Here is an 18,055-nt window from a genome sequence, read left to right as displayed (position 1 = left end):
TCAATCAAATCATACCGCCTTGAATCAAAAGTTCTGCAATCTGAACGGCGTTTGTTGCTGCTCCCTTTCTGATATTATCAGCAACGATCCACATTGCGAGACCGTGTTCTACCGAAAGGTCCTTTCGAATCCGTCCCACAAGAGTTTTATCCTGTCCTGCAGCGTGAATTGGCATAGGATAGAGATTGTTTTTGGGATCATCTATCACCGCCACACCTTCAGCTTTAGAAAGGAGTTCCCTTGCTTCTTCTGGAGAAAGTGGTGATTTGAGTTCAACATTAACCGATTCTGAATGACCGTAAAAAACCGGGACTCGCACTGTTGTTGCCGATACTGCAATGGATTGATCTTCAAAGATCTTTCGAGTTTCGTTGACCATTTTCATTTCTTCTTCGGTGTATGCATTATCTAGGAAGGCTCCAATGTGTGGAAGGCAATTAAAAGCGATCTGATGGGGATAAACCGACCTTGGTAGCACAGATTCCCCTTTAGCCCAGGCATGAACCTGTTTCTCCAGTTCGAATATCGCTTTCTGTCCAGTGCCGGAAACAGCCTGAAAAGTTGTAACAACAATGCGTTTGATGCCCGCTGCATCTCTTATGGGCTTCAAAGCGACTACCATTTGAATAGTGGAGCAATTGGGGTTGGAAATAAGTCCTTTGTGGTTTTTCAAAGCATGTGGATTTACTTCGGGAACAACAAGAGGTGTTTCCGGATCCATACGGAAGGCACTAGAATTATCCACCACAACACAGCCAGAAGATACGGCTATCGGACCAAAGGTGCGGCTTACTGAAGCTCCAGCCGAAAAGAGAGCAATGTCCACACCCTTAAAAGATGACTCCTTCAGTTCATCAACATTTACTTCTGTGCCTTTGAACGCAAGCTTTTTACCTGCAGATCTTGCGGATGCGAGGAATTTAATAGACTTTACCGGGAAATTACGCTCCTCCAGAACTTTAATCATCATTGTTCCTACAGCCCCGGTAGCTCCAACCACTGCAACATTATAACCTTGAGAACTCATTTCCTCTTCCCTTTTCTTCTTTTTTTTCTTCATGTCGCCTTTGGTTAAGTCAAACCATTGCTGAAATATTCTACTTTACCGTCTCCCCCAAGCCGCTTTCAGTTCTAATCTTCCTTATAGTCTCTAACATACTGGCAAACTTTATCCCCAACTTCCGATGTTGTCATCCCCATTTTCCCTGCGGCAAGGCTTTTAACATCTCTAGCCACCACCTTCTTTACCGCTTCAAGCACAGTTTTAGCAGCTCTTTCTTCACCGATATGTTCCAGAAGCATCTGTCCTGCGCAGATCGCTGCAAGAGGATTTATGACATTTTTGCCTGTATATTTGGGTGCTGACCCGCCGATAGGCTCAAACATTGAGACTCCTTGTGGATTGATATTTCCTCCAGCGGCTATACCCATTCCTCCCTGAATGATGGCTCCAAGGTCCGTTATAATATCGCCGAACATGTTGTCGGTGACTATAACATCAAACCATTCAGGATTTTTTACCATCCACATACAGGTAGCATCCACATGAGCATAGTCGGTTTGAATGTCCGGATATTCCTTGGCCACTTCGTAGAATACCCGTTCCCAAAGCCCAAAGGCATAAATAAGCACATTGGTTTTGCCACACAGGGTGAGTTTCTTTTTCTTGTTACGCTTTCGAGTGTATTCAAAGGCGTAACGGATGCAACGTTCTACGCCCATTCTTGTGTTAATAGATTCCTGAACCGCAACCTCATAGGGAGTGTCTTTGCGGAGCACGCCGCCCGCTCCAGAATATAACCCTTCCGTGTTTTCTCGAATAACAACAAAGTCTATCTCTTCGGGGGACTTATCTTTTAGTGGGGTTTCAACGCCTGGATAAAGCACTACAGGTCTAAGATTTATATACTGATCAAGTCTAAAGCGTAATTCCAGAAGAAGTCCCCGTTCCAGAATGCCCGGTTTAACATCCGGATGTCCAATTGCTCCAAGGAGGATTGCGTCTGTTTGGCGAAGTTCATCGACCACGCTATCCGGTAGTATCTCACCTGTTCTTATGTATCGGTCTCCTCCCAGATCATATGGAATCCATTCAATGGTAAAGTCCTCTTTCAACGCCACTTCATTCAGCACTTTAACAGCTTCTCGGACTACTTCTGGTCCTGTGCCATCGCCCGGAATAGTTGCAATGCGATAATGTTTCGCCATAGGTATTGCCCCTTTCTGTTATTTTTATCTGGATTCTTTAACCTGGTTTTTTACGTAATTGATAAGTCCTCCGGATTTAAGAAGTTCCTGCATAAAGGATGGAAGTGGCTCCGCAGAAAAAGTTTCCCCTGTAGAGACATTCTCAATAGTGCCCTTTGAAAGATCAACGATTATTTCATCGCCTTCTTTGATTTTTCCGTTAATACCGGGACACTCAACAATGGGAAGTCCCATGTTAAAGGCGTTTCTGTAAAAGATTCTGGCAAAACTTTCTGCTATCACGCAACTTATACCAGCCGCTTTGATAGCTATAGGAGCGTGTTCTCGAGACGATCCACAACCGAAGTTCTTCCCAGCTACAATGATATCTCCAGGGCTTATCTTATTGACAAAGTTAGCATCAGCGTCTTCCATACAATGCTTAGCCAGTTCCTGAGGATCGCTCGTGTTTAAATACCGCGCAGGGATTATAGCATCAGTATCGATGTTGTCGCCGAACAACCAAGCTCGCCCACGAAAGCGCATAATTTCCTCCATTTTAGGCAGCAAGAAATTAAAGTTTTTCTACTAGGTTCATAACACCTCGGGGTGGGTGATGTAGCCGGTAACAGCCGAAGCTGCAGCCACGGCGGCGTTGCTTAAGAATACTTCACTTTCTGGGTGCCCCATACGTCCTACAAAGTTTCTGTTAGTTGTGGCAATAGCCCGTTCCCCTTTCGCCAGGATTCCCATGTGTCCTCCAAGACAGGGACCACAAGTTGGGGGGCTCACGACGGCTTCTGCATCAACGAATATTTTGATCAATCCTTCTTCCAGAGCTTGCTGGTATATCCTGGGGGTCGCTGGGAAAATGAGACATCTGACTCTTGGATGCACCTTTCTACCTTTTAGAATTTTTGCAGCAATTCTAAGATCTTCAATTCTACCGTTGGTGCAAGAGCCTATAACAACCTGATCAATTGCGATGTCACGTGCCTCACTCACAGGATGAACATTTTCTGGAAGATGAGGAAATGCCACTAGTGGTTCAAGCGACGACACATCCCATTCGTAAACTTCCTCGTATTCCGCATCGGGGTCACTCGCATAGAATTTATATGGACGCTTTGCAATTCCCTTAATGTATTCTTCTGTGATACGGTCGGGAGCAATCAATCCAACCTTTGCTCCCGCTTCAACCGCCATATTGCACAGAGAAAAACGATCAGCCATTGGAAGATTTTCTATAACCTGTCCGCAAAACTCCAGAGCCTTATATCGAGCACCTTCTACGCCAATTTTGCCTATGGTATAAAGAATAAGATCTTTCCCGCCAACCCACGGACCAAGTTTGCCTTTGAACACAATCTTGATAGATGCTGGAACTTTGAACCATGTTTTTCCAGTAGCCATTATGGCAGCAAGATCGGTGCTTCCTACGCCTGTTGCAAAGGCACCAAGAGCACCGTAAGTGCAGGTGTGGCTGTCTGCCCCTACAACAATTTCTCCAGGAAGCACCAACCCCTCTTCGGGAAGAAGGGCGTGTTCGATACCTACCCGTCCCAATTCGAAAAAGTAAGGAATCCCCTGCTCTTTTGCAAAATCTCTCATGACCTTCACTTGCATAGCTGTTGCGATGTCCTTATTGGGCGTGAAGTGATCGGGTATGAGAGCAATGCGGTAGGGATCAAAGACTTTGTTAAAACCGGCTTCTTTTAAAGTCTTTATAGCAAGTGGAGCTGTAATGTCGTTTCCGAAACAAAAATCTACCGACACTTCGACAATCTGTCCCGGTTTAACATTGTCGGACTTTGTATGAGAAGAAAGAATCTTTTCAGCTAGAGTTTTTCCTGGCATAGCTCTTTACACCTATCCTTAGAAGGTTGACTTTTAAACCTTTTCTTCTTCCTTTGCCTCAAGAGATGAAGGTTGACTCTTGCTTAGAGTTTTCTTCAACCATAGGGATGGACCTGAAAGCACATAAGAAAGCAGACCGGCAAAAACAATCATTCGTGGCTTTGCAGCTATAACCACGATGAGCATAACTATTGCGAATGTAGCTCGTATGGGTTTTGTTTTTATAAAATCCAGTTCTTTGAAAGCGCTGTAGCGGATGCTACTGACCATAAGAGCCGATAAGGCAAATGTTACAAACATAAGGATCATGGAAACGCCTTCCTGAGGTTTCGGGTAATGAGGGTGGAGAAACAGAACGAGGCTTGCGATCATTCCTGCGGCTCCCGGTATGGGAAGACCAAGAAAGTATTGTTTAGCTTCCGTTGTTGCCATAGTGTTGAAGCGAGCAAGCCTCAAGGCTCCGCAAGCCACAAATGCAAAAGCGGCTAACCATCCCAGACGATCCAATTCTGTAAGAGCCCACATATAGATAAGAAGTCCCGGGGCAACTCCAAAAGCTACAAGATCTGCTAGCGAGTCATATTCGATTCCAAAACGGCTTGTGGCTTTGGAAAGTCTTGCTACCTTTCCGTCCAGAATATCAAATATCCAGGATACGAGTATGGCTATAGCAGCTTTTTCGTATTCGCCGTGAATAGTGCTAATGATGGAAACGAACCCCGCAAATAGGTTACCTGTTGTGAGAAGGTTGGGAAGTATATATATTCCCCTTCTTGCTTTGCTAATGTTGTCATCGTTTTTTTTACGTTTGTTTCTTCTAAAATAGCTCATGTCATTTTGCATATTAACGTCTCCCCTGCCTTTACTCTCTGTCCGCGTGACACTTTGATGTTCCATCCAGCAGGAACATAAAGGTCAACGCGAGATCCAAAACGGATCATACCGATCCGGTCACCTTTCTGAACATAATCTCCTTCTTCAAACCAGAAAACAATTCTTCTGGCTATAAGTCCCGCCACCTGAACCAAAACCACCTTTTCACCCTTTGGCGTTTCAAGAATAACGGTGTTTCTTTCATTTTGGATGGATGCGCTAGGTTTTTGGGCTGAAATAAACTTTCCCGGTTGATGGCAAACTTTAAGAATCCTTCCCGGGCAGGGAGCTCTGTTAACATGGACATCGAAAATGGTCATAAATATGCCAATTTTTTTGCAAGGGGAGGCAGGTTGTTCTGGATAGGAACTTTCCTTGACTTCAACGACAAAACCGTCGGCCGGGGCTACTACGTCTTCTGGATCAGCCGACACAATTCTGTGAGGATCTCGGAAAAAGTAGAGAACGAGCGCCGTCATACCAAGACCCGCAAAAGCAATTACTGTTATGTGAAGGATGGCCGTAATCAGAGTAAAAAAAGCGGCGAAAAATATGAAAGGATAGCCCTCCTTTGCTACAGGGATGCGGTCTCTGGTTTTCACCGAAAGAGAATGGACTTGTTCAGTGAGCTTTTCCATTAAGCCTCGGGCACCTCTTTTGCTTGAAGGAATGGCATCATAGTTCTTAGCTTCTTACCGACTTCCTCAATGAGGTGACTCCTGGCTCGCTTTCTCAAGGCTTGGAAAGACGGGCGACCTGCCTGATTTTCCAAGATCCATTCCTTAGCGAATTTTCCAGATTGAATTTCTCTCAAAATTTCCCTCATCGTTTGTCTTGTCTCATCGGTGATAATGCGCGGACCACGGGTGAGATCTCCATACTCGGCTGTGTCACTTATGGAATATCTCATGTAGGAAAATCCACCCTGGTAGATCAGATCCACAATGAGTTTCAGTTCATGAAGGCACTCAAAGTAGGCTATTTCAGGTTGATAACCAGCCTCAACCAGAGTCTCGAAACCGGCCTTAATCAGTTCCGTAACTCCTCCACAGAGAACGCACTGCTCGCCGAAAAGATCTGTTTCTGTTTCCTCCTGAAAAGTTGTTTCTATTACTCCTGCTCGAGTGGCCCCTATACCCTTTGCGTATGCAAGAGCCAGCTCAAGAGCTTGTCCTGTGGCGTTTTGATAAACGGCAACCAGAGCCGGCACACCAGCTCCTCGAACATACTCACTTCTCACCAAATGACCCGGTCCTTTGGGAGCAACCATCGTTACATCAACGTCTTTTGGGGGGGCTATCTGCCCAAAATGTATGTTAAACCCGTGAGAAAACATCATCATTTTACCCGGCTTAAGATGAGGAGCGATAGAATTACGATAAACGGACGCCTGAATATGATCGGGTATCAGGATTTGTATAATATCCGCCTGCTCTGCTGCTTCTTCGACCGATACCGGCTTAAAGCCGTGTTCTAAGGCAAGGTTATAATTGTAAGACCCAGGGCGCTGGGCCACGATTACCTGCACACCGCTATCTCTTAGGTTTTGAGCCTGGGCATGTCCTTGGCTGCCGTAACCGATGATAGCCACCTTTTTACCCTGTAACATTCCAAGGTCCGCATCGGATTCGTAAAATAGACGCATTCGTGAATCCTCCTCTTTTGATTTATGCTCGTGCAGAGCACAACTTGAAGCGCCTCTTTGCTCGGATCAACCAAAAATCTTTAACATCTATTTATCCACCGACTTTTTGATTACCAATTTCTTCTTCGACAATCCACTAATAACAGTCAAAACCTGTTATTCATCAATAAATGCTTTCTCTTTTTCAGGGGCTTTCGATGCTTTACTCTGCTTTCCGTATTCTTTTTTACCTCTAGCCATTGCAGCCTTTCCTGTGCGGGCAAGCTCTAGAATGCCAAATTGATTAAGCAGTTCAAGAATAGCTGAGATTTTTCCTTCGTCCCCTGTAACTTCGATTATGTAGGAACTTGGGCTTACGTCCACCACTTTTGCTCGGAATATATCCACAATCCTCAATATTTCAGCTCTGCTTTGCTTATCTGCTCTGACTTTTATAAGAGCCATTTCTCGCTCGACAAATTCCATGTTGCGAAATTCTATGACTTTGATAACGTTGATGAGCTTATTTAGCTGTTTGATGATCTGTTCAACAATGTGTTGATCACCCGTAGTGACCAGAGTTATGCGGGACATGCCGGGTTCATTTGTCACCGCCACAGTCAGACTTTCTATGTTGAAGCCTCGCCCGCTGAAAAGACCAGCAACTCTTGCAAGCACACCGGGCTGGTTTTCCACCAGCACACCGATAATATGACGTTCGTTGTTTCCATTTTGTGTTTGTGCGTTTGGACTCATAGTCACCTACACCAGTAACATTTCGTTAATAGGTTTTCCTGCTGGCACCATGGGATAAACATTTTCTTCTTTATCTACAATAAAATCCATTATGACCGGTTTAGGCGTCTCAAGAGCCTTTCTTATAACCGGCTCTACTTCATCCGGAGTGACCGCTCTAAGTCCCACGGCACCGTAAGCCTCAGCAAGTTTCACAAAGTCCGGTGCTGCGCTCAAACAAGTCTGGCAGTAGTTCTTGTTATAGAATAGTTCCTGCCACTGCCGCACCATCCCAAGATAGCCATTGTTTAATATAGCTATCTTTATTGGAAGCTCGTTACACACTGCGGTAATTAGTTCCTGTATGTTCATCTGGATACTACCATCTCCGGCGATGTCTATAACAAGTTTGTCTGGTCGCGCAACCTGAGCACCAATAGCGGCTGGAAAGCCGTAACCCATTGTTCCTAACCCGCCGGAAGTGATTAGAGTTCTTGGTTCTGTGAAGTGATAGAATTGAGCTGTCCACATCTGGTTTTGCCCTACTTCTGTGGTGATTACAGCGTCGCCCTTAGAGAGTTCATAGATTTTTTCTATTACAAATTGAGGCTTAATAACGTCAGTCTGCTGATTATATGTGAGAGGATGAGTCTTCTTCCAATCTTCGATTTGTTCCAACCAGGAACGTCTTTTCTCGTCTAGATTCTGAATTGGCTCTTTTTCAAAGATGGAAATGAGATGCTTAAGAGTTCGTTTACAATCACCAACAATAGGAATATCGACTATAACGCTTTTACTTATACTTGTTGGGTCCACATCAATATGAATAATAGTCGCATTTGGTGCGAAAGCTTCCACCTTACCGGTTACTCGATCGTCAAAACGAGCTCCTACCGCAAACAGCAGATCACAGTGACTTACCGCCATGTTAGCGCAGTAGGTTCCGTGCATACCGAGCATTCCCATCCAGAGCGGATGGAATTCTTTGGTGCCCCTTTTCAGAGTAGCCGGAAAGCCGCCAAGTCCCATGAGGGTCGTAGTGACAGGAATCTGGAGCATCTCAGCAAGTTTTCTCAGTTCTGCTGATGCTCCCGAGTGGATTACTCCACCTCCAGCGTATATAACGGGTCTTTTGGCTTTTCGTATCGCCTGAGTCGCTCTTTGCACCTGTCCCTTGTGAGGCTCAATAGTTGGACGGTAACCTCGAAGATTAACAGTTTCAGGATAGACAAAGTTGGTTGAAGCCTGGATTACGTCCTTCGGGAGGTCTACAAGCACCGGTCCAGGGCGACCGGACCTAGCAAGATAAAAGGCTTCTCGGATTACTCTGGCAAGGTTTTTTACATCTTTTACGAGATAATTATGTTTTGTGCAGGGGCGAGTTATACCAGTAATATCCACCTCCTGAAAAGCGTCGTTTCCGATAAGGCGAGTAGGAACTTGTCCCGTGAAAATTACTATAGGGACAGAATCCATGTAGGCTGTAGCAATTCCCGTTACAGTGTTAGTTGCTCCCGGACCGGACGTAACCAGGCATACACCCACTCGCCCCGAAGCTCTAGCGTATCCATCTGCTGCGTGGGCAGCCCCCTGTTCATGGCGCACAAGGATGTGTTTTATGTCGTAGTTGGACATCTCGTGGTAAATATCGAGCACCGCTCCTCCCGGATACCCGAATATTACTTCCACACCCTCGCGTTTCAAACATTCAAAGAAGATCTGCGCCCCCGTAAGCTTCATGGTTCTTTTGAAACCTCCCGAAAGGAAGAATTATACCCCTGGAAGGGATGTTTACTTCCAGTCAATCGATTTTAGTTAATCTAAACTCTTATCTTAACAGGAAAAATCCCCCTCACAGGGTTATTGAACTGTAGATAAAAAAATTTTTTCTGTCAATCGTTTAACATAATTGGGTAGGTGAAAGGAGCTAATGTTAATCCTTCCATCTACCCTTATATATAGAAGCGATGGAAACTATGTATCCTAATTAAACGATGACAATTTCAGGAGGGTCGGATCCTGGATAACCAAGTTCCTTCAAAGATCTTATCTGTTCCCATGCATCGGTATCATGAAGTTCGTTTAGTCGTTTATGATCTATAGATGAAAAGCTGGCTGCGTCAACAGAGATGGCTGAAAATCCGGCAAAAATTCCCACATCGGGACCGATTATTTCTGCCTGCACCGGTCCACAATCGCAGATTGTGCTAAGCGAGACGGCGAAATTGATGAAAGCTACTTTGCCGGGTTTAAATGTATTTAAGACCGCATTAGCAGCCAGAGCTAACCCTTTACACAGGCGTTCTTTACCTATTAGTGTTATAACTCCTTCAGGACAGGCTTGAGCGCAGATGGGGCATCTCATACACGCTGGATCATCTATGACAACCACATTTTTTTCTGGATCAATCACTGGAATCTTCATCCTGCAGGCTTCTCTACAGGCTCCACAGCCCTGGCATTTTTCAGTATTAAGTTCCATGTCCACGAGCCTGTGTTGATCCAGTTTGGATTTTTTAGAAACTCCCCCCATGCCTAAATTTTTTATAGCACCACCGATACCCGAAAGAGGATGTCCTTTAACATGCGTTACTACTATCATGGCATCGGCTTCGTATAGAGCTCCTGCAACTTCTATCTCCTTGATAAGCTCGGATCCCGTGGAAATTGGTACTACATAGCCGCCCTTCAGTCCGTCAGCGTTAATAAAGTGTCCAAAGCCAAAACCATTAGCAACAGCATTTTCGTAATGGTCGTATCCGTTCGATCTCATCTCAGGATAATAGGTTGTTGTGTCTGTCAGAAAGGGTTTTCCTCCCCTCTCGCGCACTTCATCCATAATTTGTTTTACGAAAAATGGACGAATGTAATTTGGATTGCCCAATTCGCCAACATGCAGCTTGACGGCTACGAGGTCGCCCTTTTCTACCACATCGAAAACTCCGGCTTTTTCATAAAGCTTTTTGGCTTTTCTGAGCATGTTTGAAAAAGGGTCCCACTTCACCATAAAAACCTTATTGTAGTCCATTCTGTCCCTCCTTCTTGGAGTTGTTATTGCTGAGGTATAAACACGACCTTCCGTTCCCCTTCTTCGATCCAGCCAAGCTGGTGTCGAATCATTTTTTTTCGACTCTCGGGATTATCCTTAAACTGCTTAATGGATTTATACAGTTGTTCATTTTCTTTTGCTATGTTTTCAATGTTTTTATTAATGATAGCGATCTGGTTCTTCTTGTTTAAATATCCTTTTATGCCGGTGGGAGATGAGAAAATGCCGTAAAAAAGCAGAGCGATTATTATTGCAGCCGCAGCCCAAAATAAAACTCGAACGTTCAGCCAATCTTTCATAGGAACTCTATCCCTTGGCTATTTCTGGTATTCTAACTGAAGGGAAAAGATACGGATCGGTATGGGGCAGAAAGAGAGCTCCTCTAAATTCATGAATTAGCTCAACGTTAACGTTAAGCTCTACGTAAGTTATTTTATCGCATATTTCTTCAATATCCTTAAAGAGATTTCGGTTGAGAAGGAGCATCGAAGCTCCTTTTCCTGATGTGTTTCCCATGGGAACGAATTTGTCAATTGGCAGGTCAGGAAGCATACCAATTCGAATAGCCATTTGAGGATCGATATGATTGCCAAAGGTCCCAGCTACATAAAACTTGTCAATATCACGGACATCGATGCCGACTTTGCGGGCAATGATGTTTAATATAGTATACATCGCCGCTTTGGATTTGAGGAGAATACCGATATCTATGTCGGTTATAATAAGGTCTTTACTGTCGGCAGTTTCATCCGCAAAGGCGACAACAAAGCCTGTTCCGTCAGGAGTATTTACGATTCTGGGATTTTTTAACCTGGTGTTAATCTTTCCCTGAATGGTTAGAAACCCTGCCTGGAACATTTCGGCAATTAAATCAATTAGCCCCGACCCACATATTCCTATAGGTTTTTGATCACCAATGGTATGGTAGTTAAGCTCCAGAGTCTCAGGATTGATGCGGACTCGATCGATTGCTCCCGGTGCCGCCATCATGCCTCTCTCTACTACCCCTCCCTCAAGAGCAGGTCCCGCGGCACCCGCACAGGCTATAAGCCAATCCTTATTTCCAAGCACCACTTCAGCGTTTGTTCCCACATCCACCAGAAGCGATATGGCTTCACTTTGGTGCATACCAGAAGCTATGATTCCGGCGACGGCGTCACCGCCAAAATAGGAACCAACATTAGGAAAGACATAGACTATGCCATCCGGATGTATCTTTAACCCCAGGTGTCGAGCTCGAAAGATCGGAAAAGTGTTTGCTACAGGTATGTAGGGTTCTCGACAAATGTGGGAAGGGTTAAGCCCAAGAAAAAAGTGGCTCATGGTCGTGTTCCCAGCAACGGTCATGGCGTAAATGCGATTTGGTGACAAACTAAGTTCTTTCGATACTTTTTCTATTACATCATTGAAGGCGTTGATGAGGAGCCTCTGAAGTTCTTTAAGTTTTTCCTCACTGGATGCGTAATGAATACGGCTCAAAATGTCTTCACCAAAGGGGATTTGAGGATTAGCTATGGATGTCTCATAAAGCACTTTAGCAGTGGAAAGATCTACAAGATAAAAGGCAATTCTTGTCGTCCCAAGGTCAAAGGCGGTTCCGAAAGGTCCTGAATTTGTTGATCCAGGTTGAGGATTTTCAGTAACGTCCAGGATATCCCAGCCGCTTTTAATATAAGCGAGAATTGCTCGCCCCTCGAAATTGTTTCTTCTAACCTGTTCAGATAGCCTTTTGAATCTTTCAAAGGATATTCCTTGCAAGGTTAAAGGTTCAAACCCTGCTTTATTTAAATGCTTTATTAATCGATCCCAATCGGCAGTGTTATTTTGTAAACTTGGTTTATCAAGAATGAATGGTTCTTCCACTACCAAGGGTGAATATTCGTAAGACAATCTATAATCGATAGCATTCATCGGCAAAACTCCTTTTGAGCGCTCTTCATAACATTAAAACTTGAGAGGGTTATTCCTTACGACCACCACTTTATTGGCTGAAATCTCATAATATTTACCATAAATTGAACAATTCCAACAGATAGAAACTGGGATAGAGAAAAGGGAAAAGTTTCGTCAAGTTCCTTCAAGGCTTCTTTGACCATATCGGAAGGCTCTATATTAACAGCTTCACACCGCCATGATTCTTTATGTAAAGGGTGACAGAATCTGGGGGAACTAAAACTTACATGCATCCTGCATGCAAGCGGTCTGAAGGAATAGACTAAACAAAGCTTAGAATCCTTATCTAGGAAAGGACAGGGAGCAATTTTGCGAGAATAGGCTGTGAGAAGTTCCTCTATAATACTTTTCCCTGACAAATATTGAACGTTTTTGGATATGGAATCTATGATTTCTGATCGATCGAGCAAAGACGGCAGAAAAAGCCTTCTAGGAGAAACTTCAAACAATCCGTTGTAAAGATAAAGATATTCAACAGTGGAAATCCCGTAAGGCATTTGATAACAGCACCAAAAACATCCCATATGGCATTTAACTTTGTCGTCAGGATGGTGATGGCGAGAAATGAAAAGACGGCAGGATTCATCAAATAGATTGAAAAATTGTCCGAGAAGTTTTTTAACAGATATGGGAAGTTCACCAGTTATATGAAGTTTTGATAGCGACTTTCCGTAAGAGTTCTTTAACTCTTTCAGAATACTAGTCAGGGCGTCTTGAAGCTTTTCCAACTTATGACATCCTTATATCACTTTGCCGTCATTACACTCCCATGAGCAACAAATCTTTCTTCTTGACATAGGTATTAACTTTTCTCTAATGTAATTAATGATCTAATATAAGGGAATATGCCGGAAAGTTCAATCTTATTTCGAGAAACCGGTATAGACATTTTTAGAAGCTGCATTAGAAGGCGGTAGAGTTCGCCAGGTTTTTAATTCGGTAAAAAGTCATAATCCTCTAAACCCTTAACTAACGGAGAAGAAGCATGAAAGAGCTGAAAGATCTGGTAGCAGTCATTGCCAAATCCCTGGCAGAGCATCCCGAAAAAGTGGACGTTAGAGAAATTGAGGGGCAGAATACCTGTGTTATTGAACTTCGAGCGGCAAAGGAAGATCTGGGAAAAATTATCGGCCGGGAAGGTCGGAATGCTCATGCCATCCGCACTATTCTCAATGCGGCAGCGACAAAGTTAAAAAAACGTGCAGTTTTAGAGATCATAGAATGACCTGTTTTTCTAATCAATTGAATGAGTCGGCTCCTCATCTTGAGAGGGTTTCTAAAGATGAGGAGCCCAAAGGTAAACCTTCATGTTTTGGTAATTCTGACAAGGTAGCACCTAGAAATTCAGATGGTTTAATCGAACCCAATAAGGAATGTGTTCAATGTGAACACATTTCTGACTGTTTAAAGAAAGCGTTGCAGGAACAAGGAATTTTGAATCCGCCAATACGCGATAGAGAACCAGTAAATCGGCTGATGGGTTTTCTACGTAGATGGTCGGACAAAAAGCTAAGCAGTAAGAGTTAAAGATACCTTCATTCATTGCATCTAGGAATCCCGGAACCATATCTATTACCTGCTCTGATTTTAGTGACGGTTCCACCAGTTATAGTTATAAACTGGTCAAGGCGATTAGAACCGCAGTTGTAGTAAAATACTTTAGCGGGTTGATAGGCATAAGCTCCGCTACCCAAAGGGACCTTTATAATGCCTTTATCTTCTACATAGTCTGGTTTTCCACATATGCTGATTAACTGACTCTCACCATCTCCTTCGCAGACAAGGTTTCCGCTACAACGAATGCAATCCACCGCCAGTGTAGTATTAGCAAATAGCAAAGTGACAAAGCCTACCACCAGCCAGCATCTTTTAACACTAGAGATCTTGCCTGTCATTGCCTGTTTCTCCGCTTGAGATTGTCTGATAATTCTCCTTTAGTTGGAGAGCTTTTAAACATGTCTTCACAATAATAATATAGTAGGCACATAGGAGTTATCACAAAAATTTTTTCGAATAGCCTTTTCCCCTGCCTTTACAAATGTAAAGCATCCTTTTAACTCTAGATGATTTTACTCCTACGGCACGATCCACACAGTCTTGTCTGCGGCTAACTGAAGCACCTTGCTACCGACCCTTCCCAGGAAAAATTCCTCAATTTTTGAAAGCCCTCGTCGCCCCACAACTATTGTTCCACACTGGCGTTTTCGAGCTTCTTCCACTATAGTAGCAGCCCTGCTGTAGGCGCCCGAAATAATATTTGCTTCAATCTGTTTATACCTGATGCCGGCATTTTCCAGAATATCCTTAGCATTTTCAAACACTTCTCCCATTCTGGCTCGAACTTCTTCCATCTGTTGCTGCTCTACCCGCCTCATCCATTCCACCCGTTCATCAGGCACAAAGAAAGGATCATAACTTACAGTCAGAAGCTCCAAGGCTCTGACCACATGAACAAGATGGATTTTTAAATCCGGTCTATCTTTTCCTCCAAGCATAGAAGCTACATACTGAACAGCTTTCATCGCTTCCGCCGAAGGATCCAGACCAATAACTATACCTTTGTCTCCTGCCTGTTCGCCCACGACCCATAGGGGAACATTGGTCAGTCTGGATAGAATTTTAGAAGCAATGCTTCCAATGATGAGTTCTTTTAGCCTACTTGCTCCTCGGCGCCCGACAACAAGCGCATTGTAGCCCTTTTGAGCTTCAAAAACAATGTCCCGAGCGATACCCACCTGGCGCTGCTGCACCGAGATAGTGATTTTATCTCGCGGAATGCCGTGTTTGACCAGTATTTCCGCGAGCTTTTCCATTTCCGCTTCTACTGCCTTGCGCTGTGCTACGTCCCATGCCTGCATCATATCTGGTCTATAAGTGGTAAGGGGGCTACTTTCGATGTCCCAAAAGCTTTCCGGGAGTGGACTCATAACGTGAAGAATCCTAATAGAAGCTCTGCCATCATTTCCCAGCATCTTTCCAACATACTCCACTACCCGGTAAGCCCACTCCGATACATCAACCGCCACAAGAATCTGCCTCATTTCCATAGCTATTCTCCTTTTTTGCCTGGTTAGAACCGTTTAGTTCCTCGAAAGAAATCTTCTCCAAATTTATCCTCAATTCGCATTCTCCCCCAGAATGTGAAATGCGGAAACCTAGCTTTTTACCAAGAGCAAGCATTTGAGTGTTCTCCGGCAACACTATGCCAAACACATGTTTTATGCCTCTTTCTTTGGCAATCTGAAGGCACTTTCTCAGGAGTGCCGCTCCAATGCCCTTGCCCTGCCATGGATCCCCTACCAAAATAGCAAACTCAGCTTCCTCTTTGTCAGGTCCGGAGATCACTCTAGCCACTCCCAACATTCGTTCCTCAGGGCTATCTTCGTCTATAGCTACAAGGGCAATCTCTCGGTCGTAATCAATCTGAGTAAATCTCACAAGCAGAGAATGGGGCAAAGCTTTCATTGGGTGAAAAAACCGAAAATATACACTTGTAGGTGAAAGCACCTTAAAAAGGTCCTCGAAAAGAGGCGCATCTTCGGGACGCACAGGACGAACAAAAATTCGTATTTCTTCTGCTGCCTTCAGATGCCATTCATATTGGTTGGGGTAAGGGCTTATAATAAGATGCATGGGAGGTTTGGTTTCCGACGGTTTTAAAATAATTCTAGCATCGACAATAATCGGCTTTCCTTTCTGTATAAGTACAGGATTCATATCGAGTTCCTGTATTTCGGGGAAATCGGTTACCAAATTGGCAAGTCGGATCAGAAGTTCCTCTATAAGTTCAAGATCGGCCGGCGGGAGTCCCCTATATCCCTTCAAAAGCTTTGACACACGGGTTTTTTCTATTATCAGGCTAGCCAGAGCCCGATTAAGCGGAGGAATACCTATAGCACGATCCTTAAGCACCTCTGCAAAGATTCCACCCCATCCGAAGACCACAACAGGACCAAAAAGAGAATCTTGCTTCGCTCCAATAAGTAGTTCGTAATCGCGCTCTACAATCATACTTTGCATAGTCACGCCGTCAATTCTAGCATCTGGCATGTATGCCTTAGCAGAAGCAATTATGCTGTCAAAAGCCTCTGCGATGTCTTCCTCGGACGATATATTAAGTCTGACCCCACCTGCTTCGGTTTTGTGAAGAATATCGGGGGAAGCGATCTTCATCACGAGCGGCATGACCATTTTCTTCCCGATCTGCAAAGCCTTTTCCTTGGTTCTAGCAAGTTCTACATTGTTGACAGGAAATCCGTAAGCGCGAAGAAGAGCCATCGAGCTCCATTCCCCCAGCCTACCATCATTTTGGGAAATAGCATCTTCAATGATCTTATCTGCACTATTTCTATCGAAAAGAAGAGACCTTGAAAATCTCGAGGGTATTTGCTGTATAGCTTCCAGATTTTTTGCGTAGTCGTAGAGGTATTTAAAAGCCTGAACAGCTTCTTCGGGAGTTTCGTAAGTGGGAATACTAGCTTTGTTTAGAATTGATCTCGCAGGAGTAACATCGTGACCGCCCATCCAGCAGGCTAGAACGGGCATAGGACGCTTAATTACGGCTTTAGCAAAAGCTTCGGCAACAGCGACAGGATCAGTCATTGCCTGAGGAGTTAATATTACAAGAACGCCATTGACATCTGGAGAACCAAGACAGGTCTGAATTACCTGGACGTAGCGTTCAGGGGTAGCATCTCCAAGGATGTCCACTGGATTCCCGTGGCTCCAGCATCGAGGCAGAATACTGTTGAGCTTTTCCATAGTTTCAACACTAAGTTCTGCCAACTCTAGTCCAGCATCAGATATTGCATCAGCCGCCATCACGCCTGGGCCTCCAGCATTGGTTATAACAACCATCCTGGGACCTGAAGGACGAGGCTGTTTTGCAAGCAGTTCGGCACATGCGAAAAGTTCTCCGATCTCTCTCACTCTCACAATACCGGCTCGTTCAAAGGCTGCATCGTATAGAGCATCTTCTCCTGTCATAGCTCCCGTGTGAGAAGAAGCAGCTTTAGCTCCGGCCTGGCTTCTTCCTGCTTTGAGAACAACGATTGGTTTCGCTCTCGATACTGCTCTTGCAGCGCTCATAAACTTTCTTAAATTAGTAAGCCCTTCCATATAGATGATAATACTGCTTACCTTGGGATCGTTACCGAAGTAATCGATAAGATCTCCAAAATCGACATCGAGCATGGAGCCAATACTCACGAAATAGCTAAAGCCTATCTTTTCTTCCACAGCTAAATCTAGAATGGCAGTGCACAGGGCTCCGCTCTGGGAAATAAAAGCCAGGCGTCCAGATGGCGGCGTATGAGAAGCAAAACTTGCATTAAGATGGCGTTCAGGGCAAATAATTCCGAGACAATTCGGACCTATAATTCTAATACCCTTAGATTGAGCCACCTCTTCTATACGTTTTTCAATTAATAGCCCGTCATTACCGGTTTCCCTTCCACCAGCCGAAAGAATTATGGCGCCTCTAACCCCCGCATATCCACAATCTTCTAACACTTCGGGCACTTCTTCGATCGGGATAGCAATAACTGCAAGATCTACCGCGTTTCCTATTTCCTTTACAGAAGGAAATGACCTAATGCCATTCACTTCTTTTCTTCTGGGATTAATGGGATATATAGGACCAGGAAATTGAGATTCCAGAAGATTTTTCATAACTGCTTTTCCTACTGCACCTTCCCGTTCTGTAGCTCCTATTACAGCTACACTTTGAGGTCTAAAAATCGCATCAAGTCCCTTAAGTCCCATGTCTTATGACCTCC

The 18,055-nt window shown here is 44.3% G+C and carries 17 protein-coding genes; 1 reads left to right on the top strand and 16 read right to left on the bottom strand.

Annotation, left to right across the window (positions count from 1 at the left end):
* Positions 1-4: 4 nt before the first annotated feature.
* The 13 genes from WHS38_05130 to WHS38_05070 form a co-directional block, all read right to left on the bottom strand.
* On the bottom strand, positions 5-1,027 hold the full coding sequence (locus tag WHS38_05130; GenBank protein MEJ5300355.1) for an aspartate-semialdehyde dehydrogenase: 1,023 nt from the start codon (positions 1,025-1,027) through the stop codon (positions 5-7).
* Between the two features lie 104 nt (positions 1,028-1,131).
* Positions 1,132-2,208, bottom strand: a complete 1,077-nt coding sequence (locus WHS38_05125) for a 3-isopropylmalate dehydrogenase (protein ID MEJ5300354.1) — start codon at positions 2,206-2,208, stop codon at positions 1,132-1,134.
* Between the two features lie 24 nt (positions 2,209-2,232).
* Entirely contained in the window at positions 2,233-2,733 is a 501-nt protein-coding gene (gene leuD / locus WHS38_05120) for a 3-isopropylmalate dehydratase small subunit (GenBank protein ID MEJ5300353.1), read from the bottom strand.
* A 48-nt stretch (positions 2,734-2,781) separates the two neighbouring features.
* Positions 2,782-4,044, bottom strand: coding sequence for a 3-isopropylmalate dehydratase large subunit (gene leuC, locus WHS38_05115; GenBank protein MEJ5300352.1), 1,263 nt, complete (start codon positions 4,042-4,044; stop codon positions 2,782-2,784).
* 33 nt (positions 4,045-4,077) lie between these two features.
* Positions 4,078-4,887 carry a CDP-diacylglycerol--serine O-phosphatidyltransferase gene (pssA, locus tag WHS38_05110; GenBank protein MEJ5300351.1) on the bottom strand — a complete coding sequence of 270 codons (810 nt, stop codon included), beginning with the start codon at positions 4,885-4,887 and terminating at the stop codon, positions 4,078-4,080.
* The gene (locus tag WHS38_05105) at positions 4,872-5,555 is read right to left on the bottom strand and encodes a phosphatidylserine decarboxylase family protein (GenBank protein MEJ5300350.1); all 684 of its coding nucleotides are present in this window, start codon (positions 5,553-5,555) and stop codon (positions 4,872-4,874) included. Before WHS38_05105 ends, pssA begins: the two co-directional genes overlap by 16 nt.
* Positions 5,555-6,562 carry a ketol-acid reductoisomerase gene (gene ilvC / locus WHS38_05100; protein ID MEJ5300349.1) on the bottom strand — a complete coding sequence of 336 codons (1,008 nt, stop codon included), beginning with the start codon at positions 6,560-6,562 and terminating at the stop codon, positions 5,555-5,557. The genes WHS38_05105 and ilvC overlap by 1 nt, the downstream gene beginning before the upstream one ends.
* Before the next feature lie 156 nt (positions 6,563-6,718).
* On the bottom strand, positions 6,719-7,297 hold the full coding sequence (ilvN, locus tag WHS38_05095; protein ID MEJ5300348.1) for an acetolactate synthase small subunit: 579 nt from the start codon (positions 7,295-7,297) through the stop codon (positions 6,719-6,721).
* Between the two features lie 6 nt (positions 7,298-7,303).
* Positions 7,304-9,016 carry a biosynthetic-type acetolactate synthase large subunit gene (ilvB, locus tag WHS38_05090; protein MEJ5300347.1) on the bottom strand — a complete coding sequence of 571 codons (1,713 nt, stop codon included), beginning with the start codon at positions 9,014-9,016 and terminating at the stop codon, positions 7,304-7,306.
* Between the two features lie 247 nt (positions 9,017-9,263).
* Entirely contained in the window at positions 9,264-10,304 is a 1,041-nt protein-coding gene (locus tag WHS38_05085) for a DUF362 domain-containing protein (protein ID MEJ5300346.1), read from the bottom strand.
* A gap of 23 nt (positions 10,305-10,327) precedes the next feature.
* Entirely contained in the window at positions 10,328-10,624 is a 297-nt protein-coding gene (locus tag WHS38_05080; GenBank protein MEJ5300345.1) for a septum formation initiator family protein, read from the bottom strand.
* Positions 10,625-10,631: 7 nt separating this feature from the next.
* Positions 10,632-12,236: an ASKHA domain-containing protein gene (locus WHS38_05075; GenBank protein ID MEJ5300344.1), complete on the bottom strand. Its 1,605-nt coding sequence runs from the start codon at positions 12,234-12,236 to the stop codon at positions 10,632-10,634.
* Between the two features lie 56 nt (positions 12,237-12,292).
* Positions 12,293-13,006, bottom strand: coding sequence for a YkgJ family cysteine cluster protein (locus WHS38_05070; GenBank protein MEJ5300343.1), 714 nt, complete (start codon positions 13,004-13,006; stop codon positions 12,293-12,295).
* Positions 13,007-13,263: 257 nt separating this feature from the next.
* On the opposite strand from WHS38_05070, the gene WHS38_05065 reads away from it, so the two are divergent.
* Complete coding sequence (locus WHS38_05065; GenBank protein ID MEJ5300342.1) at positions 13,264-13,503, top strand: KH domain-containing protein; 240 nt, start codon at positions 13,264-13,266, stop codon at positions 13,501-13,503.
* Between the two features lie 310 nt (positions 13,504-13,813).
* Here the strand turns inward: WHS38_05065 and WHS38_05060 are convergent, their stop codons facing one another.
* From WHS38_05060 to WHS38_05050, 3 genes are all read right to left on the bottom strand, one after another.
* A complete protein-coding gene (locus WHS38_05060; protein MEJ5300341.1) occupies positions 13,814-14,173 on the bottom strand; it encodes a DUF2845 domain-containing protein in 360 nt (119 codons plus the stop codon).
* A 180-nt stretch (positions 14,174-14,353) separates the two neighbouring features.
* Positions 14,354-15,325, bottom strand: coding sequence for a universal stress protein (locus tag WHS38_05055; protein ID MEJ5300340.1), 972 nt, complete (start codon positions 15,323-15,325; stop codon positions 14,354-14,356).
* Positions 15,294-18,041: a GNAT family N-acetyltransferase gene (locus WHS38_05050; GenBank protein MEJ5300339.1), complete on the bottom strand. Its 2,748-nt coding sequence runs from the start codon at positions 18,039-18,041 to the stop codon at positions 15,294-15,296. Before WHS38_05050 ends, WHS38_05055 begins: the two co-directional genes overlap by 32 nt.
* Positions 18,042-18,055: the final 14 nt, after the last annotated feature.

It is taken from the genome of Thermodesulforhabdaceae bacterium (assembly GCA_037482015.1).
Taxonomy (GTDB): domain Bacteria; phylum Desulfobacterota; class Syntrophobacteria; order Syntrophobacterales; family Thermodesulforhabdaceae; genus JAOACS01.
The sequence above is the reverse complement of the archived record's forward strand: the minus strand, read 5'-3'. Positions and strand labels throughout refer to the sequence as shown.